At 62.4% G+C, this 23,499-nt stretch carries 18 protein-coding genes, 1 tRNA gene and 2 pseudogenes; 6 read left to right on the top strand and 15 right to left on the bottom strand.

Annotated elements, in window-relative coordinates:
- Positions 1-489: 489 nt before the first annotated feature.
- The 7 genes from ABIB00_RS29820 to ABIB00_RS29790 form a co-directional block, all read right to left on the bottom strand.
- The gene (locus ABIB00_RS29820) at positions 490-1,878 is read right to left on the bottom strand and encodes a hypothetical protein (protein WP_354106822.1); all 1,389 of its coding nucleotides are present in this window, start codon (positions 1,876-1,878) and stop codon (positions 490-492) included.
- Positions 1,871-3,220, bottom strand: a complete 1,350-nt coding sequence (locus tag ABIB00_RS29815; RefSeq protein ID WP_354106821.1) for a WS/DGAT/MGAT family O-acyltransferase — start codon at positions 3,218-3,220, stop codon at positions 1,871-1,873. The genes ABIB00_RS29820 and ABIB00_RS29815 overlap by 8 nt, the downstream gene beginning before the upstream one ends.
- A gap of 35 nt (positions 3,221-3,255) precedes the next feature.
- Positions 3,256-4,680, bottom strand: coding sequence for a condensation domain-containing protein (locus ABIB00_RS29810; protein WP_354106820.1), 1,425 nt, complete (start codon positions 4,678-4,680; stop codon positions 3,256-3,258).
- On the bottom strand, positions 4,673-10,948 hold the full coding sequence (pks2, locus tag ABIB00_RS29805; RefSeq protein WP_354106819.1) for a sulfolipid-1 biosynthesis phthioceranic/hydroxyphthioceranic acid synthase: 6,276 nt from the start codon (positions 10,946-10,948) through the stop codon (positions 4,673-4,675). Before pks2 ends, ABIB00_RS29810 begins: the two co-directional genes overlap by 8 nt.
- Positions 10,949-11,152: 204 nt before the next feature.
- Positions 11,153-11,950, bottom strand: a complete 798-nt coding sequence (locus tag ABIB00_RS29800; protein WP_354106818.1) for a hypothetical protein — start codon at positions 11,948-11,950, stop codon at positions 11,153-11,155.
- On the bottom strand, positions 11,950-13,167 hold the full coding sequence (locus ABIB00_RS29795; protein ID WP_354106817.1) for a beta-ketoacyl-[acyl-carrier-protein] synthase family protein: 1,218 nt from the start codon (positions 13,165-13,167) through the stop codon (positions 11,950-11,952). The genes ABIB00_RS29800 and ABIB00_RS29795 overlap by 1 nt, the downstream gene beginning before the upstream one ends.
- Positions 13,164-13,445, bottom strand: coding sequence for an acyl carrier protein (locus ABIB00_RS29790; RefSeq protein WP_354106816.1), 282 nt, complete (start codon positions 13,443-13,445; stop codon positions 13,164-13,166). The genes ABIB00_RS29795 and ABIB00_RS29790 overlap by 4 nt, the downstream gene beginning before the upstream one ends.
- A gap of 822 nt (positions 13,446-14,267) precedes the next feature.
- On the opposite strand from ABIB00_RS29790, the gene ABIB00_RS29785 reads away from it, so the two are divergent.
- The 3 genes and pseudogenes from ABIB00_RS29785 to ABIB00_RS29775 all read left to right on the top strand — a co-directional run bounded on the left by ABIB00_RS29785 (position 14,268) and on the right by ABIB00_RS29775 (position 15,946).
- On the top strand, positions 14,268-14,897 hold the full coding sequence (locus ABIB00_RS29785) for a hypothetical protein (protein WP_502917898.1): 630 nt from the start codon (positions 14,268-14,270) through the stop codon (positions 14,895-14,897).
- A 192-nt stretch (positions 14,898-15,089) separates the two neighbouring features.
- Positions 15,090-15,184, top strand: a pseudogene (locus ABIB00_RS29780) (ATP-binding protein); the annotation flags it as partial.
- A gap of 665 nt (positions 15,185-15,849) precedes the next feature.
- A tRNA-Arg gene (locus tag ABIB00_RS29775) sits at positions 15,850-15,946 on the top strand.
- A gap of 247 nt (positions 15,947-16,193) precedes the next feature.
- On the opposite strand, the gene ABIB00_RS29770 is transcribed toward ABIB00_RS29775, so the two are convergent.
- The 8 genes and pseudogenes from ABIB00_RS29770 to ABIB00_RS29740 all read right to left on the bottom strand — a co-directional run bounded on the left by ABIB00_RS29770 (position 16,194) and on the right by ABIB00_RS29740 (position 21,619).
- Positions 16,194-17,132, bottom strand: a complete 939-nt coding sequence (locus tag ABIB00_RS29770) for an NmrA family NAD(P)-binding protein (protein ID WP_354106815.1) — start codon at positions 17,130-17,132, stop codon at positions 16,194-16,196.
- A gap of 86 nt (positions 17,133-17,218) precedes the next feature.
- Positions 17,219-17,725 (bottom strand): alpha/beta hydrolase, encoded by a 507-nt coding sequence (locus tag ABIB00_RS39160; protein ID WP_502917897.1) that lies wholly within the window; start codon positions 17,723-17,725, stop codon positions 17,219-17,221.
- Positions 17,712-17,930: pseudogene (locus ABIB00_RS39155) on the bottom strand (alpha/beta fold hydrolase); the annotation flags it as partial. The gene ABIB00_RS39160 and the pseudogene ABIB00_RS39155, both read right to left, overlap by 14 nt.
- A 251-nt stretch (positions 17,931-18,181) precedes the next feature.
- Entirely contained in the window at positions 18,182-19,192 is a 1,011-nt protein-coding gene (locus tag ABIB00_RS29760; protein WP_354106814.1) for a nitrilase-related carbon-nitrogen hydrolase, read from the bottom strand.
- Between the two features lie 117 nt (positions 19,193-19,309).
- Entirely contained in the window at positions 19,310-19,708 is a 399-nt protein-coding gene (locus tag ABIB00_RS29755) for a hypothetical protein (RefSeq protein ID WP_354106813.1), read from the bottom strand.
- 170 nt (positions 19,709-19,878) lie between these two features.
- Positions 19,879-20,253, bottom strand: coding sequence for a hypothetical protein (locus ABIB00_RS29750; RefSeq protein WP_354106812.1), 375 nt, complete (start codon positions 20,251-20,253; stop codon positions 19,879-19,881).
- Between the two features lie 41 nt (positions 20,254-20,294).
- Entirely contained in the window at positions 20,295-20,750 is a 456-nt protein-coding gene (locus ABIB00_RS29745) for a hypothetical protein (RefSeq protein ID WP_354106811.1), read from the bottom strand.
- On the bottom strand, positions 20,747-21,619 hold the full coding sequence (locus ABIB00_RS29740) for an alpha/beta fold hydrolase (RefSeq protein WP_354106810.1): 873 nt from the start codon (positions 21,617-21,619) through the stop codon (positions 20,747-20,749). Before ABIB00_RS29740 ends, ABIB00_RS29745 begins: the two co-directional genes overlap by 4 nt.
- Before the next feature lie 145 nt (positions 21,620-21,764).
- Between ABIB00_RS29740 and ABIB00_RS29735 the strand changes: the two genes are divergently transcribed.
- Genes ABIB00_RS29735 through copD form a run of 3 tightly spaced genes read left to right on the top strand, consistent with a single transcriptional unit; the run spans position 21,765 to position 23,499 of the window.
- Positions 21,765-22,169 (top strand): DJ-1/PfpI family protein, encoded by a 405-nt coding sequence (locus tag ABIB00_RS29735; protein WP_354106809.1) that lies wholly within the window; start codon positions 21,765-21,767, stop codon positions 22,167-22,169.
- Position 22,170: 1 nt separating this feature from the next.
- Positions 22,171-22,527: a copper resistance CopC family protein gene (locus tag ABIB00_RS29730; RefSeq protein WP_354106808.1), complete on the top strand. Its 357-nt coding sequence runs from the start codon at positions 22,171-22,173 to the stop codon at positions 22,525-22,527.
- An 18-nt stretch (positions 22,528-22,545) separates the two neighbouring features.
- The gene (gene copD / locus ABIB00_RS29725) at positions 22,546-23,499 is read left to right on the top strand and encodes a copper homeostasis membrane protein CopD (RefSeq protein WP_354106807.1); all 954 of its coding nucleotides are present in this window, start codon (positions 22,546-22,548) and stop codon (positions 23,497-23,499) included.

Here is a 23,499-nt window from a genome sequence, read left to right as displayed (position 1 = left end):
ACGTCGCAAGTTGGGTAGACACTCGTTGGGGAGCGGGTCGCGAAACCACGTCACTGGGCCCGGCACAGGGTTGGCCACCCAACGGTGCCGCCCCCATGGCAATGGTGAACGCTGCAGGAGGCGTCCTAGGAACCCTCGTGCGAGGCGCTCGCTGAACTCTCTTACGGCAGCTTCATCGATAGCGTGCGGATATATCCAGGTGAGATGCAGCGCTGGCCCGCGTCCGAGCGCGCGCAATCCGACGAATGAGCCTTGGTCCATATAGCACAGAACGTCGTCCGCCCCGGCGTCGGGGTCGCTCGCCCCGCCGCGGCGTCCGCGCGGTTTGTTGGCAGAAGAAGGGCTCACCCCTCAAGCCCCTTGGTTCTTTGCTGCGCGATGCGACCGCCGCCCATCAGCCGTATGTCAGTTTAACTCGATTTTGAAAACGCTTATATTTTATTGATTGGGAATCCACATGCAAAGCCAGCCTTCGAGGGGGCGCTGGGATCAGGCGTCAATGATCGCGTCGAGTCCGAAGTCGGCGAGTGTTCGCGAGGTCACCAGGCGAAGTTCGTCGGTCGTGGTAGGTATGGGTCCCATCTGGTAGGCCTCGATGCAGAGGGAAACGGTCTTGTCGTAGCGGGAGCCCACGACAACGAGATGACCGTGCGAGCGCTCCAGGTCTTGGCGCGTGACGTTGACATCTACGGCTCGTGTCAGCACATGGCGGCACGGCGCGCCGTCGATGCGCGCGAGCCCGTCCGGCAGCATTCCAAGGTCGGAACAGGTTGCTGGCAGCTCACCGGCATAATTGAACAACCGGTTTACGAGCGTCTTTGCGGCAGTGCGCGGCATCCAAGCGATGGCGGGTAGGAGCGAAGCTAGTACATCGGTCTGATTTTTCCTCGCACCGCGAAGCAGCGCCTTCAGCGACGCATTCACGCGCCGCAGGTTCGTGGTCAGGCCTGCAGGCGCGACGTTCATCATGTGGAATTCGATCGCCAGCGCTCGTTCGTCGTCCAGCCCACGTCTTCGGTTTATCGGGACAAGCAGGCTGATAGCGCCGTCGCAGAAACGGCTTCTGCCCAGATGCGATGCCAGGGACGCTACGAAGCCCGGCAGCAGCGTGTTCAATCCACCGCCAAGCCGCTGCTCGCACGCGAACCAGGCACGCGATTCAACAGTGACCACAACAGCCGGAAGCTCCACGATCGTTGATGGGTCGTGACCTGCTTCTGCGGCTGTAACGGCCGGCATCTTTAAAGGGGCGGCGGGCCTGTACCAGTTCGCGTGCGCAATCCGTGCGAGTGCGGCAACCGTGCGCGGAGCGTCGGCGAGGATCTGCCACGAGTCCGACACGTACCCGGACAGAAGTCCGCGGGCGCCTTTAGGCAAGTACGGGCTCGGGACGCCCGTGCCGTTTACGGCAGCCTCGATGACGCGCAAGGCTCCCATTCCGTCGAGCAATAGATGCGATCCGACGATGCTCACGGCTGTGCTGCCATCGTCGAACCGCTGAATAGCCATTCGCCCGGCCGGACCGATGACAGGGTCTATCGGCGCGCGCGCGTGCTGATTAGCCCACTCCAGCAGCCGCGATCGTGGCAGCGGGTCCGAACTCTGCTCAGGCGGAATGGGCGTCCCGGCCGGCTTCACCCAACGAGGCCTTCCCCACGGCAAGGGTGACGGCTCAATGAGCCGATTGAATGCCAGTGCGGCGAGGCGTTCGTGTGTTCGCGCCAGCGCGGCGAGATTCACCTCGCGGTCATAGAGCCAGAGGCATTGCATCAACTGGCTCCGGCCGGTGACCCTGAACAATTCGTAGGCGAGTTGGTCCAGCCAGGCGAGGCGGTGCCGCGCGTATGTCGGGGCTCCGGGCGTGCTCGCCTCAAGCATCGAAAAACTCGCCAGCGAGTTCGTAGTCGGCCAAGAGCCGTTCGACGAGCGCACGAAGATGCTGAGGCTCCGTTACCACGCCGGGCTGGTAGGTAACGAAGCTCAGGGCGAGAAATCCGGGTATGACGCCGGCGAAGAGAGTCGCCACGCCTTGACGCGCCTCGATCGCGCGGCGCGCGACCGGACGGTCGATGCCGCGAGCGCAGATTCGATCAGCCGCGCCGCCGTCGATCTGGAGCACGTCCTTGGGCAGGTGGCCCAGGTTCGAACAGGTGACCGGCAGGTCAGCGAGCGCGCCAAGCGCCAGATGGCTGGCAGCCGAAAATGCGCGTCTAGGCACAAAGGGCACCAAGGGCAGCAGTGCGGCAAGTCGATTGGGCTCCCGTCTCGTCCGCAACAACGTAGCCCGCAGACGCCGCTGAAACGTCTGCAGGCGCCCGCGCCATTCGTCGACATGCACCTTCAATGTGGCAAGGGCGACGCTGTTCCCGCCGGTGTGCGACAGACCCTCTCGCTGATTCACGGGAATCAACAGGGTCACTTCATCGTCACGAACGCGACCGAGCGCCTCGGCAAACGCTGCGGTAACCGCGGTCAGGAGCGTGAGGCGGTCAGTACCGAGGCTCCGTGCCCTGGCGTCCCAGACGGACGTGGGCACGTATATGAAGGCCGACGGAAACACGACAGTCTGCTCATCTGCGATGGTCACCAGTGGCGATGCGGCGGGTGTATTGTACACGGCGCGCGAGGTGTAAGCTGTACGGGCCAGCTGGGCGAGCGCCCGGAGCGTCGCTGGCGCGTCCCGCACAATGCGTTGGAGTTCAGCGCCCAGTGTTATCGCGGCGCGGTGCGCTGACCAGACTGACCGTGCGGGATAGACTGGAGGCCGTCGCTCTCCGCGCACGGCTTCGCTCACGGCTAGTGCGGTTGTCAGTCCGTCCGCGATGCAGTGCGACACTGCAAGCGAGACCACCGTGGAGCCGTCGGTGAAGCTTTGGATCGTGAAGGTCCATGCAGGTCCGCGCACAGGGTCCAATGGAAGCTCCACCTGCGCGTCGGCCCACGCCTGCATCGCCTCAGGGGCAAGCGGCGCCTCCGCGACAGCCAGAGCAGCCGATGGAGGTGGCGCGCTGATCCATTGGTGCCGTCCGAACGGAAGCAGCGCCGGCCGGATCAGCCGCGCCAGATGACCGTGCGCGAGATTGTCACGGAACCGTGTCAGCGCGTCCAGGTCTACAGGCCGCAGATAGCGCCACAGCACCTGAATGACCGGATGCTGCCCAAGCGAGGTGTAAGCAAGGTAAATGCTCTGATCCGCGAAGGACACGAAGGGCGGCCACATACTCGACGTGTTCTCCGGGTGAGGCATCGCATGCGTCATCGTCGACGACCGGCATGAGGGTACGCCGGTATCAATGCATCGGCCGCCCCGCGGCATACGCTTGTCAGCACTTCGACATAGCGGTGTATCGAGGCGCGGGCTGTTCCGTTTGCCGGATAAGCCACCGTAAGCGAGAGCCCGCGTTGCGTACGGAAGAACCAGAGCGCAACCTGCGCGGCCATGCCTTGGTTGATATAAACCCGCCCATTCGCCTGATACCATTCGCGCGCAATGTGCGCACTGAGCGGAGGAACGTTCGCATCCATATAGGATAGCATGACGCCGCCTGTGGCGACGGATCGAATCGTCGGCAGCCCGACGGCGAGTTCAAGTACGCGCTCGATTGGCACGTTGGCAAGACAGAGCCGTTCGTCAAAGTTACATTGGGCAGCGAAGGCGAGTTCAGGAAACGCTCGTTCTTGCACGTCGAAGTCGATTGGCACCACTCCCACGCACCAGCCGACCGTCCTGAAAGCTTGTGGCGATCTTCGCGTCGTTGTGGGCGTGACGACACTGTAGCGCGAGCGCCCGGTCAATTCCCGTTCGGTGAGGGCCGCGCAGGCCAACAGGCCGCCGATGGCCCGCGCGCCGGAAGCATCACATGCGGACTCGAACGCGGCCATGGCGGCATCATCGAGAATATCCACGTGTACATACTCGGCGTGATAGCGATCCTCCAGCACACCGAGCGGCAGCCCGAAACAGGGCATCCGCCCGTCGTTTTGGTGCAGGAACGCGATCCATTGCGTCACCTCGAGATCCGCTAGGGTTGCCATGGCTGCCCGCTGGCGCTGACTGGTGCAGTAATCCAGATAGCTGCCCGGCCGACCGAGTTGAAGCGGCGTCTCGCCGTCCAGCACAGCGCGATAGGCTGAGCGGATCTCCGTCATCAAGAACGCGATGACGGTCGCGTCGGCGTGCAAGTGGTCAATGCTTGCGAAGCAAGTGAATCCATTCGCGCGCTGGAGAAGGCCAAATCGAAAGCAATCCCATGCGAACGGTGTAGGGGTTGCGATGACATGTTTTTGCCAATCCTCCGCGCTCACCTCGCCCAGCGTCGAAGCCTCCATCTGGATAGCCGCAGAGTCGGTAAGTACGTGTCGTACAATCGCTTCGCCGCGCTCCTCGAACCAGCTGTGATAAGTGTCATGCCTGCGCACATGTGCGTTCACCACATGGGTCATGGCTCTGAGGTCGCACCGCCCGGGTTCGTCCCATACGATGACAAGCAGCCGCGCCATCGCCTCGTGTCGCTGCTCACACGCGCGGAAGGCACGCAGATGCTGCTCCTGTTCGTAGCTCGGCAACGCGGGCGACACCGGTGCGCGCTTCGCGCCTTCTATCGACGCCGCGGACGGACACCAGAGAGTCAGCGTCGCAGGAGGCCCTGACCAGTTGTACAGCGGACGCAGATCAGTCACGGGCATCTGCTCCGGCTGGCTGCAATCCCTGCATCGCCCCACTCAGAGTGTCGGCCAGTGCACGCACAGTCGTCGCGTCCACGGCGCGGAGCCGGACGCCGGTGTCGGCTTCGAGCGCCACCAGCAGTTGGAGCGTCCCGAGCGAGTCGAGGCCGTAGTCGAAAAACGAGCGGTCTGGATTCACCGTGCGGCGCAAGATGACACCGAGATGCTCGATGATCAGACGCCGCAACAGGGCGGGCCGCTCGTCGGGCGGCGTGCGTTCGAACTCCGCGCGCGGGCGGCGCGTCGGATCGGCCGCTGCATCTGGAGCCCGCGACACAGCCATTCCGAACGGGCTCCGCGCGGATAGCGTCGTCAGCCACGGCGTACCGTCGAGATGGGCGTAAGCGGCATACCCACGGTCGTGCCGCAGCAGCGTCTCGAATGCGTAAACACCGTCGCTTGGCTCGATCATTCGCGCATCGCCGCGCGCCGAGAGATGCGCACCGGCGCCGATGTCCGCCCACGCGGCCCAGGCAATTGCCGACGACGGAAGTCCCTGCGCGCGCCGCCACTGCGTGAACGTGTCGAGCCAGCTGTTAGCGGCTGCGTACGCGGACTGCCCAGGCGAACCAAAGAGCGCCGCGACCGAAGAGAAACAGCAAAACCAGTCGAGTTGGTGCTTCAGCGTCGCTTCATGCAAATGCCAGGCGCCTTCCGCCTTGGGTGCCCAGTTCCGATGTAGCCTCTCCTCGGTGACAGAGGGGAGGATGCCGTCCTCGACGACGGCTGCGCCGTGCAGGACACCGCGCAAGGGGAGGCCCGTTGCCGTGGCAGCTTCGACAAGGCGTCGCGCGGTCGATGGCTCCGCGATATCGGCACTTATCACTTCGACCTCGGTCCCCCGCGCTCTCATGGCAACCAGCATGCTCGCGGCGGCGCCGGTCGGCTTGGAGCGCGCGTTGAGGATCACGCGAGCGGCCCCGGCGGCGGACATCGCATCGGCGAGGAACAAGCCGAGCCCGCCAAGGCCGCCGGTGACGATGTACGCGCCAGCGCGCCTGAACGGCGTGAGGCGGTTCGGCGCCTCCGGCACGCGGTAGTGGCCGGTTCTTGGAACGGTGAGCACGAGCTTGCCGGTGTGACCGGCGCCGCTCACAATGCGAATGGCGCCAGCCGCGTCGGCGAGAGGATAGGTAGCGATGTCTGGCAGGGGGAGCCGCTCCTCAGCCGCAAGACGCATGACGCGCGACAGCAGTGCCTGCACCCGCGCCGGAGCAGTCATACACATCTGCGCCAGGTCGACAGCGAAGAACGATAGATTACGCTTGAACGGAGACAGCCCTAGCCACGTGCCCCCATAGATGTCCTTCTTGCCGATCTCAATGAACCGCCCGCCCGTCGCGAGGAGTTCCAGGCCAGCGCGCTGCGACGCGCCCGTGAGCGAGTTGAGGACGATGTCCACGCCGTAACCCGCCGTGTCCCGCCGGATTTCCTCGGCGAATGCCGCGGTCCGAGAGTCGTACACATGGCTGATTCCGTTGGCGCGCAGCAGCTCTCGCCGCGCCTCGGAGCCCGCTGTTGCAAATATCTCTGCATTGGCCGCGCGCGCAATGGCCACAGCCGCCTGCCCGACACCGCCGGTCGCCGAGTGAATGAGCACCTTGTCGCCGGGGCCGATCCGCGCCAGATCCTCGAGGCCGTACCACGCTGTGGCAGTCGTCGTGAGAATGGCAGCCGCTTCGGCATCCGTCAGCGTGCGGGGTATTGCGACAAGCAGACGTGCATCGCACGTGAGATATGTGCCCCAAGCGCCCCCGCAGCAGAGCCCGGCCACGCGGTCGCCGACGCGAAACGGTGAGAGGCCCGGCCCGACGGAGGTGACAATGCCGGCAAAGTCCAGGCCAAGCCCCTGCGCACGACCATCGAGTAAAGGATATTGGCCGAGGGCAACGAGCACATCGGCGAAGTTGAGACTTGTGGTATGGACGGCCACCTCCACCTCGCCCGCGTCCGGCGCGCGCCGCTCGAACGCCGCCATCTCCAGGCTCTGTAGGTCGCCGGGCACGCGGATTTCTACGCGCAGACCATCGCGCGCCGCGTCGCGGTCCACCGTGCAGCGATCAGCCTGACCAAGGGGGCTTCGCTGCAGTCGTGCGACATACGCGCTCGCTCCGCGCAGGGCCGTCTCGTCTTCGTCCGAGCCGCTCAGCAACTGACGCTGAAGCAGTGACACGTCCGCCTTCAGGTTAACGTCTATCTGGGTGGGGTGGAGTGCGGGGAACTCGGCGCCGATGGCTCGCAGCCAGCCACGCACGCCGGCGTGCGCGAGCTGAACCGTATCGTCCGGCAGTACGCGTTGGGCCATGCAGGTGACGACGAAGAGGCGGGGCCACCCCTCGCAATCCGTCAGCGCGCTGGTCACGTGCAGCAGGCTGCTTATGTTCGCCCGAGCGGCGTCCGGAGCCGCCGGCTCGTTGCTGCGCGGCAATACCACCACAACAGCTTCAAGATGCTGCTGATGCAGAACGTCTTCGATCTGTTCGCGCCATGCGCCCCGCTGCCCGGCCCCGGCGCTGCTGAGGATGCGAGTCCCTAACCCTTGCTCGCGCAGGCTTCCCGCGAGTTCCATCGTCAACTGATGCCCCGCATCATCGGCGTCGAGCAGCAGAAAAGCCCCGTCGCCCGGCTTGACCGAGGGACGCGGGATGTCCCATGCCTCCCAGACTACGTCGAGCAGGCGCGAGTTGCAGGCGACGGCGTCAGCATCCTGTCCGGCCGCACCGCTACCCATTGCTAACCCATCCACACTGAGCAGCACGCGCCCGGACGCGTCGAGCAGATCAATGTCCACCTCAACGCGCAGTGCGTCCATCGCGACAAAGCGAGTAATGCAGTGCGCGGCGTCAGCATCTGCGCGGTGGAGCCGCAGGCTTCTCACCGATAGCGGCAGTAGCAGGCGCCCGTTTGTCCCCAAAACGACCTGGGCGAAAGCGCCAACGGACTGGAAGCACGCATCAAGCAGCACGGGATGCACTGTGTAGCCACGCGCGCCCGTTCGGAGCGACGTCGGCAGCCGAAGATCTGCAAAGAGCGAGGCGCCGTCAGCAGACAGAGCCAAGCTAGGGGCCAGTGCGCGAAACGACGGTCCGAACTGGATGCCCTGTGATTCGAACCACCGCCACACCTCGTCCGCGGCAACAGGCCTAGCGTGAGCGGCGCGCAGCGCGGCTATGTCGTACGCGGCGGGCAGCTTTGCAGAGGCAGCCACAGAGAGCTGAGCGCTTGCATGGACATGCGCTTCGCTTTTTGCCTGGCTCTCGAGCCTGAAGTTCAACTCACCCGGTCGGTCCAGCACTGCTGTGCAGACGATCGGCGTCGCCGGTTCCAACCGGAGCGCCTGGTCGAACGTCATCGCCTGCACTTCGACGAGCGATGTACCAAGGGCCGTCCGCGCGGCGGCAAGCGCCATTTCGCAGAAGCCAGCGCCCGGGAAAAGCGGCATTCCGTTCACCCGGTGGTCCGCAAGCCACGGGTGGGCATTCAGGCCAAGCTCAGACGCCCAGATGTGGCGTTCCGGTTCCTCGTGTAGTGCGCGGTGGACGTTCAAAAGCGGGTGCGTTGACAGAACGTGATGGGCACCTGCGGCTGGCGTAGCCGGTGCAAGGAACAGGGGATAGTGCGTCCAGGCTGGCAACGGGAGGTCAAGCAGCGGGCCATCCGGATACAGGACACTGAAATCGATCGCCGCCCCGGCGACATGGATGGCGGCAACCAAGTCCAAAAGCCCGTTGTGCATGGGCTCGCCGCGCGTCATCGACGGAAGCGCGCGGACGGCGAAGTCCATCGCGGCAGCATTCTGCAACACCGCGCGGGTCACGATCGGATGCGGCGAAAGCTCGACAAATACGCGGTGTCCGTCTTCGAGCGCCGCCTGCACGGCGGGACGGAAGCGAACTGAGTGCCGAAGGTTATCGACCCAGTAGGCGCCATCGCAAACGGGGGATTCGCGCGAATCAAGCAGGACGGTGGAGTACATCGGCGTGTGCGGCGTGTGCCCAGTCACTCCCGCGAGGCGCTCCGAGAGCTGCGCAAGGATCGGCTCGACTTGGGAAGTGTGTGAGGCGACATCGACTGCGACCTCGCGGGCGAACAGGCCTTCAGCCTGCCAGGCAGCGACGAGGCGTTGCACGGCCTCGACAGAGCCCCCGACGACCGTTGATGCCGGGGCCGCCAGTACGGCTATCTCCACGTCGCCGATCAGTCGGCGCGTTAGATCTTCGCGGAGCGCCGCTGCCGTCATCTCAACAACTGCCATTGCACCGGAGCCAGCGAGCGTGCGGCACAGAATTGCGCGATGACAGATCACCTGTACGCCATCTTCGAGCGAGAGTGCGCCGGCCACGACCGCCGCTGCCACTTCGCCCATCGAATGGCCGATCACCGCCGACGGCACCACACCCTGGGCCTTCAGGGACGCCGCCAACGCGACCTGTACAGTGAAAATGGCGGGCTGGACACGTTCGATGCCGTTGAGTTGTTCGGACTGACGCAGGGCATCGGTCACCGAGAAGCCGCTGAGGGTCTGAATCAGGGGCTCAAGGGCGGCAACCACCTCGGCGAAGACCGCGTCGACATCGAGCAGCGCCGCTCCCATCGACTCCCACTGCGAGCCGTGGCCAGAGAATACAAAGACGGGCCCGCGGCCATCGTCGTCGGCCCCGTCCGCATCGATAGACGCATCGGCTGTGAGCTCGCGCAATTGCGCAGTCAAATCGTCGAGCGTTTTCGCAATCAGCGCGTGCCGGACTGGCCGGTGCCCACGTCTGCAGGCGAGGGTCCGCGCGACGTCACTCGGGCGATAATTGCCGGCGGTCGCGTCTAGCCAAGACGCGAGGCGCCCGGCCGACGCGCGCAGGGCTTTTGACGAGGTGGACGAAATTGGAAATAGCCACGGCGGTCCGTGTGTTGTGGTGCTCTCTAGCGGAAGAGGTGAGGCAGGTGCCTGAGGAGCCTGTTCGAGCACGACGTGCGCGTTCGTGCCGGAGATGCCGTAAGACGATACGGCTGCACGGCGGAGTCCGTCCGCGCCAGTCGAGGGCCAGGGCACGGTATCCGTCGGGACGAAGAGCTGGGTTTCGATTGTCTGGAGATGCGCAGGCAGCCGATGGAAGTGGAGTGATCGCGGTACGACGCCGTGCGCGAGTGCGAGCGTCGTTTTGATCAGGCCAAGGACGCCCGCCGCTGATTCCGAATGGCCGAGGTTGCTTTTGAGCGAGCCGAGGGCACAGGGCGACTCTCGTCCATAGTGCGTTGAGAGGCTGTGGAACTCCTCAGAGTCGCCCAACGGCGTACCGGTGCCGTGCGCCTCGATCATACCGACGGACGATGGGTCAATCTGCGCTTCGGAAAGGGCACGATCGACCACCGCGATCTGCGCCGCGCGGGAAGGTGACAGTATGTTGTGCGTGCGCCCATCCTGGTTGACGGCGCTACCGCGGATAACGGCGAGCACTCGGTCGTTGTCGCGTAGGGCGTCGCTCAGCAGCTTTAGCATCACGACGCCGCAGCCTTCGGCGCGCACGTAGCCATCGGCACGCTCGTCAAACGCATGACACCGCCCTGTAGGCGACAGCATACCGAGCCCCGACGCCGAGGCAAATGTCGTGGGCGAGAACATCAACATTACGCCGCCGGCAAATGCGGTGTGGCACTCGCGCGCAAGCAGGCTTCGCCGAGCCGCATGCACGGCGACGAGGCTGGACGAGCAGGCCGTGTCCATGGTGATAGCAGGACCCGTGAGGCCCATCGCATGGGCAACCCGCCCTGACGCCATGCTGAAGGGCGTTCCTATGAAAGTATAGGCTTGACCCATCGCACCCGCGTCACGCGTGACCTGCATGTAGTCCTGATGCGAAAGGCCGAAGAACACGCCGGCGTCGGCCCCAACCAGGCACCGAGGATCACGACCAGAATGCTCGGCGGCTTCCCAAGTCACCTCAAGCAACAGCCGGTGCTGTGGGTCCATGGCGCGGGCCTCGGATTCGCCGGTGCCGAAAAACGGATGGTCGAAGCCCGATGGGTCGTCAAGGAACGCGCCCCAGCGTGAGACTGAGCGGCCCGGCGCGCCTGGCATGGGCGCGTAGTAATCGTCAGCATTCCAGCGCTGCTGCGGGATATCGGTAACGAAGTCGACGCCTGCCAACAGCGCGCCCCACAAGGCGTCCGGCGAGTCGATATGTCCCGGTAGTCTGCAGCCGATGCCGATAACAGCAATCGCAGTCACAATCGAGACCTTCCTCGGGGAGAACACTTTCGATCCAAATGCAATACTAAACTATTGAGCCTCTAAGCAATGGTCCAGCACGCTGGTTGCTAGAGGCAAGAAAGCAAGACAACCAGCACGGCGTTTGGATGGTCACGTGACCGCCTCTTGCGATCTGGCTTTCCACGGCCTGCCCTGTGCACGCTCGGGGGCCATGGACCCGTTTTAGCGCACTGCCTCTGCAATGTCGGTGCCTTCAGATAACACGAGGTCGGCGATGGCGGCGACGCCCCGCGTTGCCGAGGCGTAAAGTAATCGCAGCTCGATTTGCGCCGGTGTCCGGCTGCGTGGCTGCATGACAACATCGAAGCTCTCGCCGGCCCTGATCGGCGCTATGAAGCGGATACTCATGCGTCGGAGATGGGTGCCGGAGACGGCAGCCGCCAGCGGTTCTGCGAGTGCAGCAAGAAAAGCGCCGGGAACGATGGCCTCCTTTGTCCGATGCAGTGAGTTGTCGTCGCCTGCAAATTTTACGTAGCGAGCGATTAGTCCGTCGGATATCGGACCGCAGCGCACCGATTGCGTCGTTTCGCCTTTCACAAGACGTTCGAGCGCAAACCCCGCCAAGTGATCGATCGCGGCTCCCGCGATATGGCGCAGGCCCACCCTTACCACGACAATTGTTTCGCCATCGGACGTGGTCAAACGCCCGGATATTTCGATGAGACTGGCAGTATCGAGCCCTGCGGGGACTTCGGCAGAGAGCTGGATGGGTTCGCCTGCTTTCGGCGCACGGCGGCATTCGATCAGCAACTGTTCCTGAACGAGGACACGACCCGGATGGTCTGCGAACAGGCGACGGCGCAATGATCCATCCAGACGTGCAAATAGCAGGAGGGGCGCGGTGAAGGGAACGGGTCTCGGCTGGCTGCCGACCGGAACCACTTCCGCTACAAGGCCCGAAAGCGCATCGAGTTCACCGGCTTCGAGCGCGCACTCGAACTGAACCTGACTTGCGTCCATCAATTCGGACGGTCTGCAAGCGCGACGACAAGAGACGCGTTGATACCGCCAAATGCGAAGGAATTTGTCATCGCCGCCGGGGCCGAGAAGGGCAACGCGACATTGGGTACAGGTTTCAGTCCAATGCGCGGGTCGACATCGAGGAAATTGATCGTCGGCGGCGCGATCTGCTCGCGCAGGGCGCAAAGCGTGACGATGAATTCGAGCGCACCGGCGGCGCCGAGCGCATGCCCATGGATCGGCTTCGTTGAGGAGACGGCAACTTGATCGAGCCCTTCACCGAATATCTCGCGCAAGGCCTGCGATTCGGCCTGGTCGTTGGCAATGGTGCCAGTGCCGTGCGCGTTGACGTAGCCGATGTCCGACAGCTTAAGGCCGGATCGCTGCAAAGTTCGGCGCATACAGTCAGCGGCGCCTTTTGCGGAAGGGCGCAGCAGGTCAGTGGCGTCATTCGTGCAGGCATAGCCGACCACCTCGGCAAGAACATTCGCACCGCGCTCCTGCGCGAATTCTAGCGACTCCAGCACGACGACGCCGGCTCCTTCGCCGAGGACCATACCGTTCCGACCAAGCGAAAACGGCCGGCATTCCGTTGCGGTCATCACATGCAGCGCTTCCCAGCAGGCGAACATTGAATCGAAGAGGAGCGCTTCCGTTCCACCAGCAATGGCGCTGTTGATCGCGCCTGAGCGGACGAGATCTGCTGCGAGGCCGATGGATTGCGAGGACGAAGAACAGGCGGTGGATATGCAGTAAGTCGGCCCCGTTACTCCCCATTCCATCGCAATCCACGATGCGCTCGAGCTTGCCATTGTCTTGGGCACGCTCATGGGATCGAGGCGTGCCGTGGGGGTTTCAATGAATTTTGTGAAGTTCCTGTCGATGGTCTCGGCGCCGCCGAGGCCAGATCCGACAATCACGCCGCATTGGCTTCCGAAATCCGCGTCTGTGAGGCCAGCTTGCGCAACGGCTTCGCGCGCCGCGGCAAGAGCGAGAATCGCTGCGCGATCCTGAAAACGCACCTGTGCCCCGCGGAGAAGCATTTCGAAACTTTCGTCGGTGATCCGCGCAGCTTTCGGAACTGACTGTCGCGGAAGTTTAGGAAAGGAAACGTTGCGAACGGCCGTGCGGCCCTCGCGTGCGGCGAGCCAAAGCGCATCCGCGCCAATTCCGCAGGCGGACACGGCGCCCAGCCCGGTAACGACAACGCGGGTCAAGAAGCGGTCCCTTGATTGTGTTCCATAATCTGCTTGGTGACGACATCGAGCATCGCGCCGATAGTACGTGCTTCCGACAATTCACCATCGACCGACAGATACACGCCAAAATCTCCTTCGATGGCCATCAGCACCAGAACGAGGTCTACTGACTTGATCCCGAGCGCATCAAGCTCAGCATCATCTACCAGCTTCGCGCGATCGACCATTCCTTCCTCAGCAACGATATCCAGCAACCTTTCTCGAAGGGCGTTTCCCTCCAGTCGCGAGTTATCCATGGAGGTCGCATTCCTGTCCGAAGAGGGTGAATCTCGACTGGTGGAGATTTCCGCTATTCTTATAGCGAGACCCTGCCTTTACGCAAAGCGATCTCCGCCGCAAACGGGCCAGCAAATGTGGTCGTCAGCAATCTCTCGTTGCCTAGCTTTGGGGTGTTGATTGTGCAAGGCACGAACTACAGTTCAACGCCTGTTCACGTTAGCTGTGATGGGATTTTGCTCGATCTCCCGGTGCACACGCCGCCTTTTAACCTACTGAAAGAATTAAACTCTCGCTCCAATCCATCATGGGTCAATTTGAGCTAGCTACAGCAAAGAAAGACCAGCCAATTCCACGGTGGATCCTCTACGGCAGAAATGGGCCATCGCCGGGCGGCAACCCATTCCCTTTTTGCGGGAGGAAAGGTGCAGCGAACGCTAAAGCGGCTACTCAGGAGCGCGAGAACGGTCTCGTACTAAGCGTCGGCGCCGCCTGCCATAAGCAAGTGCATTGAATTCTGTTTGTATTAGGGAAGCAACAACAACGCTTTTTAAGGGACGGTCCGCTTCAAAGCCACGTCAGTCGTCAGACCAGTCAGTACGCTCACGGCACAAGCGGTCGCGAACGCAGCAGCCGGCGCGAATGGCAAGGTCGCGGACGACGCACGTGTCGTTGCCTCGCAACTCGTGCAACTGCGTCAACTGAAGTTCGTCGTCAAGCAGATGCAGCTGTCACACCATCCCTGAACTACGATCCGGACCGCCTGCGCAAAAGCCTCTCGGTCCAACCGATCGCCATCGGAAGTCTGCCCAGCGATCTCGTTCGCGACTGGCAACTGCCGGATGGGCGTGCGCGCGCTCGCCAAAGGCGATGCCAACGATGTCGAGGTGCTACGGAACTTCGCTGCCGCCGTGCTGGCCGCCGAGCCATCCGCGGCGGGAGCGGCCGTCAGCTACTACGAGTCTGCCAGGACTGTAATCCGGGCCTTTGTGGAAGCCGGAATCCTGGCACTGGTTGCGATCGCCATTCTTCTCGCGATCGCTTTGCGGCGCATCACCGACGTCCTGCTCACGCTGATCCCACTGCTCGTCGCTGGCGCACTCACGCTGGAGCTCTCGGTGCTGCTCGGTCCGCAGCTCAACTTCGCCAATATCGTTGCGCTGCCGCTGCTGCTCGGGGTCGGAGTCGCCTTCAAGATCTACTACATCATGCCCTGGCGCGCCGGCAAAACCGGGCTGCTGCGATCGACGCTGACCCGCGCTGTCGTGTTCAGCGCCATGACCAATGCAGCCGCTTTCGGCAGCATGTGGGCCTCCAACTATCCGGGAATGTCGAGCATGGGAAAGAAGATGGCGCTGGCCCTCACCTGCACCATGGCCGCCGCCGTGCTGTTTCAGCCGGTGTTGATGGGACAACCGCGCCAGATCAAGCCTCATGCGGAGGTGCCTCCATTGCGCGAGGCGGCCGAATAGCACACCAGACTAGCTCCGCGGACGCAAAGGCGAAGTGCGAGAGCAAGATCCCAGATCCGGCCTCAGCTTCATCGCTGGCTCAGTTGGGAGACATCGGAGATAGTCAACTTGACGATGCGCGTTTGTCCGCTACGGTCGATGGTCAACTCGACTTTCTTACCGATCAATTCCAGCCTGCGCGGCGGGGAGCCCGGCAATGCCAAGATGACGACCGCGCTGCTCGACCGTCTGACTCATCACTGCGACATCGTCGAACCGGTAACGACAGCTGGCGCTTTAAAAGCCGCGACGACGATCAAACAACCCGCGCTCGCGCCGTCTCCGCAACCCCGGCCAGCTCCGACGCCGCGAGCGCTACCATCATGACTCGCCGACCAAAGGGGTCCCCTTTGGAGCCCCGATCGGGGGTCCCAGTCCAAAGCCGATTGACAGCCGAACCGACACAAGAATACGAGATCGCTCGCTTGCACGGGCTTTTGGTTGGTCGGTACTGCATTTGGTACTGCACGTGTGAAGGCGACTTTACTTAACTACTGATAGCGGTTCGCTTTTTGAGATGTCCCTGTCCAATCCATCATGGGTGCAATGCAAAATCGATGCGATAACATATTGATGTTATTTCGCTTTATCATCTGATCCCGGAATAGCTGATTTTTGGGCCGACTGAAGTTCAAAGCTGACTATTGGGGCATTTTCCTTTCATTTCAAGTTCTTAAGTCGATCGCCTGTTCGTCCCTCGATGACGCCGCACCTCTCCGGTACAGCATTGCAGTACCGAATGAGTTCATGCAGTACCGCGCTAGTTCCGCCCCTCCTTACCAATCCCGTGCAAAGTAACGTGCCGCTCTGGCCACGCCTAGGATAGAACAAGCGCCATCGTAGTTTTTGCGGCGATAGAGCAAGGAAACCTGCGGGCGGCGATCCCGAAGTTAGCGTTTGCGCTATCAGAACCGCAGGCTTGCGAAAGCCTCGGCCCATATTGGGCTCGAAGAATGAGCGTTGCTCTCCGAAGGCAAAGATCACACGTTCGAATCGTGTCGGGTGCGCCATTTGTCCTTTATCTTACAGCGCGATATGCGCGTCCGAACCGAAATTCCGATTCTGTTTCATTCGAACGAGTAAGCAATCTCTGAAAAGTCATTGTCGATTGCAGATACACTGCGTTTCGGGACGCGAGGAGCTCGCCCGAGGGACCATCTTGGTAGATCGTGACTTGAAGTGAATGTCGGTATCGGTGGATGCGCGCCCTCACAACCACGCTCCTTTGCGAAGCCGTACCCTTGTCTGCGATGCCGTTTATTCGGCCGCACTCGAAGGCGCGACCGGTGCGAACGCACGCGCGTTCTTCTGCACGAATTTCCGAACGCTCATCGGACCTATGCCGGTCAGCCTTTCGACATCATTGCTGAACCGATCGTACCGGTTGTCCTGATGTAGCTCCGCCATGGTCGCCACGTGCGTAACGACATGCGGCGGCATTCCGAAGGCGGCGAGTTGCCCCTTCATGACCTCAAGTGGAACGTTGACGTACGAGATCGTGCGACCAAGCGCGGCCGAGAACTCGCGAGCAACCGCGTCCATGTCCTGCGAAACCGGGCCGGTCAGATGGTAGGTCTGGCCGATATGCTCGGCGGGCCCACTCAAGATCTCGGCGATCACCCGAGCGACATCGGCTGCAGCGATGGCTGAGTTCTTGCCCCTTCCAAAGGGCGCCATGATTTTGTCCTGCATGGAGACGTTTTTCGCGGTTTGAAGCAGTAGCCCTTCCATGAAGGCCGTTGGTCGTACTTCCACCACTGGCAGCCCGGACCAGGATAATATCTGCTCCGCCAACCAATGCTGCTTTTGCTGTGGGCTGGGGGTCGTATTGAAAATGTCCATCTCGTTGACGGTCATCTGGGAGAGATTGACGAACGCCTTTACGCCGTGGTGCTTCGCGACGACGGCGACGTTGACAGCCACTTCGAGATAGGTCGGCGCGACCGACATTGCGAAGCAGAGACGTTCGCACCCTTCGATCGCCCGATGTACCGCCGTAAGATCAAGCAGATCGCCAACCACGACTTCTGCACCGAGCGCGCGCAACCTTGTGGCCCGCTCGTCGTCCACACGAACCTGCGCTCGTACCCGGAACCTACGGGCGAGAAGCAGCTCCGTTACGGAGCGGCCCACCGAGCCGATCCGTCCAGCCGCCCCGGTCACCAGAATCGGAAGTTCATGTTGTGCTTTGCTCATCTTTCGCCTCACTCAGAATGAATATGCTTTGCCGCGCGACGTATCCGCTTTGCCGCCGGCCGATCGGCAGGAGGACTTCGTCCCCGTCATCCTTTGAGGAAGGCCAGCAGGTCTGCGTTCACTTGATCGGCATGGGTGACGCACATGCCATGTGGAGCGCCGGCATATTCCTTCAGGCTCCCGTTTGGCAGGATCTTCACCGAACGTCGGGAGGCGATGTCGATAGGGACGATCTGATCGTCGTTGCCCTGCAGCAGCAGGGTTGGGATCGCCATCTTCTTGAGATCATCAGTGAAATCGGTCTCGGAGAAGGCCTTGATGCAATCGTACTCGCCTTGCAGGCTCCCCATCATGCCCTGAAGCCAGAACGAGTCGATCTGGCCCTGCGAAACCCTCGCGTTAGGGCGGTTGTAGCCAAAGAACGGCATCGCCAGTTCTTTGAAGAACCCTGCCCGATCGGCAACCAGGTTCGAGCGCAGGCCGTCGAAGACGCTCATCGGCGCACTGTTGGGGTTGGTGGGCGTCTGCGCCATATGCGGAGGCACCGCCGAAATCAGGACTGCTTTCGACACACGCGATGTACCATGGCGCATGGCGGCCGACACAGCGCGCGACCTCGCCTCCACCGGTCGAATGGCCGATCATCGTCGCGCCCTTGACGTCGAGCGCCTCAAGCAGAGTGGCGAGATCGTCGGCATAGGTATCCATGTCGTTGCCGGTCCACGTCTGATCAGACCGGCCATGGCTGCGTCGATCATGGGCAATAACGCGGTAGCCGTGGTTCGCCAGGAACAGCATCTGGGCGTCCCAAGCGTCGGCGGTGAGCGGCAAGCCATGGGAGAAGGTCACGACCGGACCGGTACCCAAGTCCTTGAAGTAGATCTTCGCGCCGTCTTTCATTGTTGCAGCCGTCATGAGCCTTGATCCTTTTTTAGCGGGTTGGTGGGCTGGCGATCCGGCGACCTTCATCGCGTCTGCAAGCGCTGCTTTTGGGAGGCCAAGCGCGACGACGAGGCCGCCGCCAGTGAGAAGCAGATGCCGGCGTGAGGTCATGAAATTGCTGCCATCACTGGACGCGAGCCGACTTCTTCCAGCCGATCGGCCGGATCGAGGGATTTCAGCGCTGGATGCGCGTTGCGCTCAAGCACATGGGACTTTGGCGTGCGGTCGATCAGGAGGCTGAGCAGTTCCGGGCGACTGTAGTGACCGCGTGAGTCCATCAAACGCTTGCGTTTGTCGATGGCCCAGAAATCGAGATCGGCGATGACCTCGCCTTCGCCGGATCTCAGCGGCGCGCCCATTAGCTCGCCTTCTGGAGATACGATTGCGGTAAAGCAGCCGCTGGAGATTGGCTCGATCCTGCTGCCGGTATCCTTCATGATCCGAGCTTGTTGCTCGGCATCCAGCCAGGCTGTCGCACAGACCACGAAACATCCGGCCTCCAGCGCGTGCTGGCGGATATTGACCGAGATCTGCTCGGAGAAGCCGTCTCCGGCGAACGAGCCGGGATACATAGCCGAGTGAATCTGTTCGCCGTCGGCCATCAAGGCGTAACGGGCGAGCGGGTTGTAGTGCTCCCAGCACGCCAGTTGACCGATGCGCCCCACGGCGCTGTCGACACAGCGCAGCCCGGAGCCATCGCCCTGACCCCAGACCATGCGTTCATGATAGGTTGGGGAAATCTTGCGACGGTGCTGGATGAGCGTGCCGTCAGCATCAAACAGAAGTTGCGCGTTATAGATCGTGCCGCCATCGCGCTCGTTGACGCCGATGGAGACGACCATGCCAGCTTGTTTGGCGGCGTCGCCGATGGCCCTGGTCGCGTCAGACGGCACGGTCACCGCTTGATCGAGTAACTTGTAGTGCTCCGCGCCCATTAGGTACGGCGCTTCGACGAAGGAAAAATACGGGTAGTAAGGAATGACGGTTTCCGGAAAGGTCGCGAACTGGACGCCCTGGCGCCCAAGCTCGATGACTTTCTTGACCACTTTGCCAACAGTGCCTTCCCGGCTGTAGAGAACGGGACTGATCTGCACGGCCGCGGCTTTGACAACAGGCATCGTGGCGGGTCCTTTTTGGCGAGTTGTTGGTGTAATCCTTGGTCCGCTCCGACATGGCTTCACCATGCCCCGCTCGAAGTCGATCCGTTGGCGATGGAGCCTGAAGCGCCACCAAGCTCACAACGAGGCGCGCGGATCGCACTGCGAACGCGGAGGTTCGGCGATGAGCATGGCGAGCGGCGCAAGCGGCCCGAGAGCGATCAGCTCGAATTCCATCATTCCGGCCACACCCAGTGGAAGCTTCTCCAGGAGTTCGTGCGCCTCTGCCGTGCTGGTGGCGTTCACGACGAACACGACGCCGCGGTCCTCCGTCCGGGAGAACCACTGCTCGATCTTGCCGGCGAGATAATAACGAACCGTCGCGCGCATCTCATGGGGGCGAACCAAGGCAATCGCCTCCGGCGTGCCCTTCGCCGTGATCGAACCGATCGCCAGTATCTTGGTTGTCGAACCGATGACGGCGGCGAGCGCGGGCAATATCTCGGCATGGACGCGTGTATTCTTGACGTCAGGCATTTTCTGTTTCCTCGCGCGGTACTGGTGTGGGGAGCTCGAGCGACGGCGCAGCATCGATCGACAGCACGCAATGCGTGAGGCTGTCAGGCACGCACGAAGGTGATCGAAGCGGGCTCGATAGAGCCTCGAGCGCCACCAAGCTCCCAACGAGCCCCCCGCGGATCAGATCATCACGAGCGGGGCGGCGCACCGATGAGCATGGCGAGCGGCGCAAGCGGCCCGAGAGCGATCAACTCGAATTCCATCATGCCGGCCACGCCGAGAGGAAGTTTCTCCAGAAGTTCGTGCGCCTCTACGGTGCTGGTGGCGTTCACGATGAACACCACGCCGTAGCCCTCGGTCTGGAAGAACCATTGCTCGATCTTGCCGGCGAGATGATTGCGAACCGTCGCGCGAACCTCATGGGGCAGGACCGGCGCGATCGCCTCGGGCGTGCCTTTCGCCGTGACGGAGCCGATTGCCAGGATCTTGGTCGTTGGACCAACAACGGCGGCAAGCGCGGGCAATATTTCAGCGTGGACGCGCGGATTTTTAGCGTCATACATTCGATGTTCCTTTCGATCTATTGGTAAGGACCGCCTGCGAATTACTTAGCGGGATCGGTCAGAAGCACGCGGAGCGGGGCGATCGGGCCGAGTGAGATGATCTGGAACTCCATCAGCCCGGCCTGGCCGAAAGGAAACTTGCCCAGCAGCTCCAGAGCCTCCTTCGGATCGGTGACGTTCATCATGAAGACGACGCCGCTCTGGTCCTGCTTGAGGTACCACTGGTCGATTTTCCCAGCGAGATAGAGCCGTACCGTGTCGCGCACTTCGGCAGGCAGGAGCGGCTTCCACTGCTCCGGCGACCCTTTGGCTGTGAAGGTGCCGATCGCGAGCAGTTTGGTCGTCGGGACGTCGAGGCTCGATGATGGTGGCGCTGACTGAGCGAACGAAGCGGTCGGGCTGATCACCGCCAGTACCGTGACGAGGCCAACGGCGCGAGCGAGCTTGGTCAAGCGGCGTACGCGAACGGTGAGCTTTTCGAGCGCGCGCGGGCTCATGACAGCATCGCCTTCGCTACTTGCGCGGGCTCATCGGCCTGCAGCCAATGGCCCGCCGGTATGAAGGTGAGGGACGCATTTTTGAGCTGAGATTGACGCCGCTCGGCCATGGCGACGGGGAAGTAGGGGTCGTATTGTCCCCATATCAGCTTGACCGGAATATCGAGCGCCTTGAGCGCGGTCAGATGCTTGGCATTTCGGGCGTGTTCATCGAAGAATTCCGCCGCCAATTGCACGAAGGCAGGACCGGCGCCGGGTTGGGCGATGAAGTTGTCGCTGATCAGCGGACCGATGAACGCGCTGAAATGGGGTCTTTGCGCCTCAGGCAAGGGGTCCAGGAATTTCTTCTGCTGCCATTTCAGCAGCCAGCCAAACTGTTCGGGGCTCTGGGCGATCGCGATTGCAAGGGCCTGCATGCTCCGAGTCGCAAAGAGCGTGATCATCTCGGGCCAAAGAAACGTGGAGTCCTCGCTATAGGCCGAGTTGAGCATGATCACGGAAGCGACACCGTCTGGATGAGCGAGCGCGTAGTTGAGCGTCGCCATCCCGGAGGAATCATGAGCGACCGGGACGATTTTCTCCAAGCCTAAGCGGTCGACGACCGCCCTGAGATCGTCGAGTTGCTGCCTGAAACTGTAGGCAGTGCCGGCAGGCTTGTCCGAGGCGCCGAAGCCCAGGAAATCGAACGTCGCCACGCGCCGGCCGCTGGCAAGCAGGAACGGGATCAGATCATCCCAGATATGTAGGTTGTCCGGGAAGCCGTGCATCAGCACAAAGGCCGGGCCAGAACCCGCATAATCTCGCGCGTAGACTTTTCCTTCGCCCCTGGAAATGCGATGCTCGACGAAGGCGGCGTGATCGGAAGACATGCATCATCCTTTCTTCCTCACGGAAGCGCTGATGGGGGTCGCTTAGCGGCGAGGAGCCAGTGCGAGATTTGTTGCCTGGACTCTAGCGATTACGGCGGGGCTGACGTAGGTCGTTCTTGCCACCATTCGTGCCACAGGAGCGAAAATGCATCGGCTCGGTTTCATCGTGCCGCAACGGTTTCAGCTAATGAGCCTTGCGGCGCTGACGGCGTTCGAGATCGTGAACCTGCCCCCGGCCGGCCAGCGCTACGACATCCATTTGCTGTCAGAACATGGCGGTCCGGTGCGGTCTTCATCAGGCATGATGATGGAAACCGAAGCGTTCGGAGATCCCGCCTTCGACACAGTGATCGTGGGTTCGATCACCGAGATGGACATGCCTTCCTCCGATGCGACCATGATCGCGTTCGTGCAGGAGGCCGCCAAGGCGTCGAGACGGATCGCCTCGATCTGCAGTGGAGCGTTTGTGCTGGCTGAAGCGGGCCTTCTGAATGTCCGACGCGCCACGATGCACTGGGCTCATGCAGATAGTTCCAGGGCTCGGTACTGACATGCGACACTCATCTCTGATCGGAATAATCCCGCTGCTGTTTGTGTTCGCGGCCGGCGACGCTTCCGCGCACGCGTTTCTCGACCATGCCGAACCGCGCGTCGGCAACAAGGTCGCGAGCCCCCCGCGCGAGGTGACGCTGTGGTTCACGCAAAAGCTCGAGCCGGCATTCAGCACCGTCACCGTGACCAATGCCGCCGGCCAGCGGGTCGATAGCGGAAAGGCCCGCGTCAGCGGCGAACAGATGTCGGTCTCGCTGCGTCCGGGAGGGACGGGCACCTATCACGTGAACTGGCGCGTGCTGTCAGTGGACACGCACACCACCAACGGCAACTTTACCTTCCAGGTCGGACAGTAGGGCTTGCGGGATGGACCGATGATCTGGTTCGGGGCCGAGATCGACGGCCCGATAGTCGTCACGCGCACAGTCCACTTCGCCGCCTCGGCGATGGTAGTTGGCGCCCTGATCTTCCGTGGCTTCATCGCGGAACCGGCTTTGCGCGTGGCGCCGCCGGCGTGCGCGCTGGTCGACAGGCAGGTCCGCGACATCGCGTGGATCAATCTCCCGATCGTGGTGGTCAGCGGACTGGCCTGGGTGCTGTTGCTGACGATGTCATTGAGCGGCGAGAATCTCGGCGAGGCCGTGATGTCGGGGGCGCTGCGCGACGTCCTCAGTTTGACTCAGTTCGGATGGGTGTCGCAGATTCGTTTCGCGCTCGCGATCCTGCTGGCGATTTGTCTGGTCTTTGACCGCTCAGTGTTGTGGCGCTGGCTCGGGTTGGGGATGGCTTTCTGCTTGATGGCATCGATGGCCTGGACTGGACATGCCGCGTCAACGGCGCATGCATTGGGATACCTGCACCTCGGCAGCGATGTCCTACATCTGACCGCCGCGTCGGCCTGGGTCGGCGGCCTGGTGCCGCTTGCGCTCCTGCTCGGTGCTACCAGGCGCCATAAGGGTTGGGCTTCGCTGGAAGTCGACGCTCTTCAGCGGTTTTCAACGCTTGGCATCGCCAGCGTCGCGACACTGATCCTGTCGGGGGTCCTCAACGCCTGGATACTGGTCGGTTCGTTCCGCGGACTGGTTGTGACTGGTTATGGGCAACTCCTGATGCTCAAGCTCGCCGCCTTTGCGGCGATGCTGGTGTTCGCCGCATTGAACAGGTTTGCCCTGACGCCGCAGCTCGCCTCGCCTTCCGACGATGCGCGGCAAGGTGCGCTTCGCGCTCTCTCGGGCAATACAATGATCGAGATTGCGTTGGGGCTCTCGATCTTTGCCATGGTCGGCGTGCTCGGCACGCTGCATCCCGCCGCTCATCTCGTGAAATAA

This window comes from Bradyrhizobium sp. LB14.3, from assembly GCF_040547985.1.
GTDB lineage: Bacteria > Pseudomonadota > Alphaproteobacteria > Rhizobiales > Xanthobacteraceae > Bradyrhizobium.
Note: the sequence above shows the minus strand (reverse complement) of the source record. Positions and strands in the feature narration are given on the sequence as shown.

Coding starts and splice junctions, on each gene's coding strand:
- ABIB00_RS29730 (WP_354106808.1), top strand. CDS start 22,171: ATGCGACACTCATCTCTGATCGGAATAATCCCGCTGCTGTTTGTGTTC.
- ABIB00_RS39160 (WP_502917897.1), bottom strand. CDS start 17,725: ATGCGCCATGGTACATCGCGTGTGTCGAAAGCAGTCCTGATTTCGGCG.
- ABIB00_RS29815 (WP_354106821.1), bottom strand. CDS start 3,220: ATGTGGCCGCCCTTCGTGTCCTTCGCGGATCAGAGCATTTACCTTGCT.
- ABIB00_RS29745 (WP_354106811.1), bottom strand. CDS start 20,750: ATGAGCCCGCGCGCGCTCGAAAAGCTCACCGTTCGCGTACGCCGCTTG.
- ABIB00_RS29750 (WP_354106812.1), bottom strand. CDS start 20,253: ATGTATGACGCTAAAAATCCGCGCGTCCACGCTGAAATATTGCCCGCG.
- ABIB00_RS29755 (WP_354106813.1), bottom strand. CDS start 19,708: ATGCCTGACGTCAAGAATACACGCGTCCATGCCGAGATATTGCCCGCG.
- ABIB00_RS29790 (WP_354106816.1), bottom strand. CDS start 13,445: ATGGATAACTCGCGACTGGAGGGAAACGCCCTTCGAGAAAGGTTGCTG.
- ABIB00_RS29785 (WP_502917898.1), top strand. CDS start 14,268: ATGGGCGTGCGCGCGCTCGCCAAAGGCGATGCCAACGATGTCGAGGTG.
- ABIB00_RS29760 (WP_354106814.1), bottom strand. CDS start 19,192: ATGCCTGTTGTCAAAGCCGCGGCCGTGCAGATCAGTCCCGTTCTCTAC.
- ABIB00_RS29735 (WP_354106809.1), top strand. CDS start 21,765: ATGCATCGGCTCGGTTTCATCGTGCCGCAACGGTTTCAGCTAATGAGC.
- ABIB00_RS29800 (WP_354106818.1), bottom strand. CDS start 11,950: ATGGACGCAAGTCAGGTTCAGTTCGAGTGCGCGCTCGAAGCCGGTGAA.
- copD (WP_354106807.1), top strand. CDS start 22,546: ATGATCTGGTTCGGGGCCGAGATCGACGGCCCGATAGTCGTCACGCGC.
- ABIB00_RS29770 (WP_354106815.1), bottom strand. CDS start 17,132: ATGAGCAAAGCACAACATGAACTTCCGATTCTGGTGACCGGGGCGGCT.
- ABIB00_RS29820 (WP_354106822.1), bottom strand. CDS start 1,878: ATGCTTGAGGCGAGCACGCCCGGAGCCCCGACATACGCGCGGCACCGC.
- ABIB00_RS29740 (WP_354106810.1), bottom strand. CDS start 21,619: ATGTCTTCCGATCACGCCGCCTTCGTCGAGCATCGCATTTCCAGGGGC.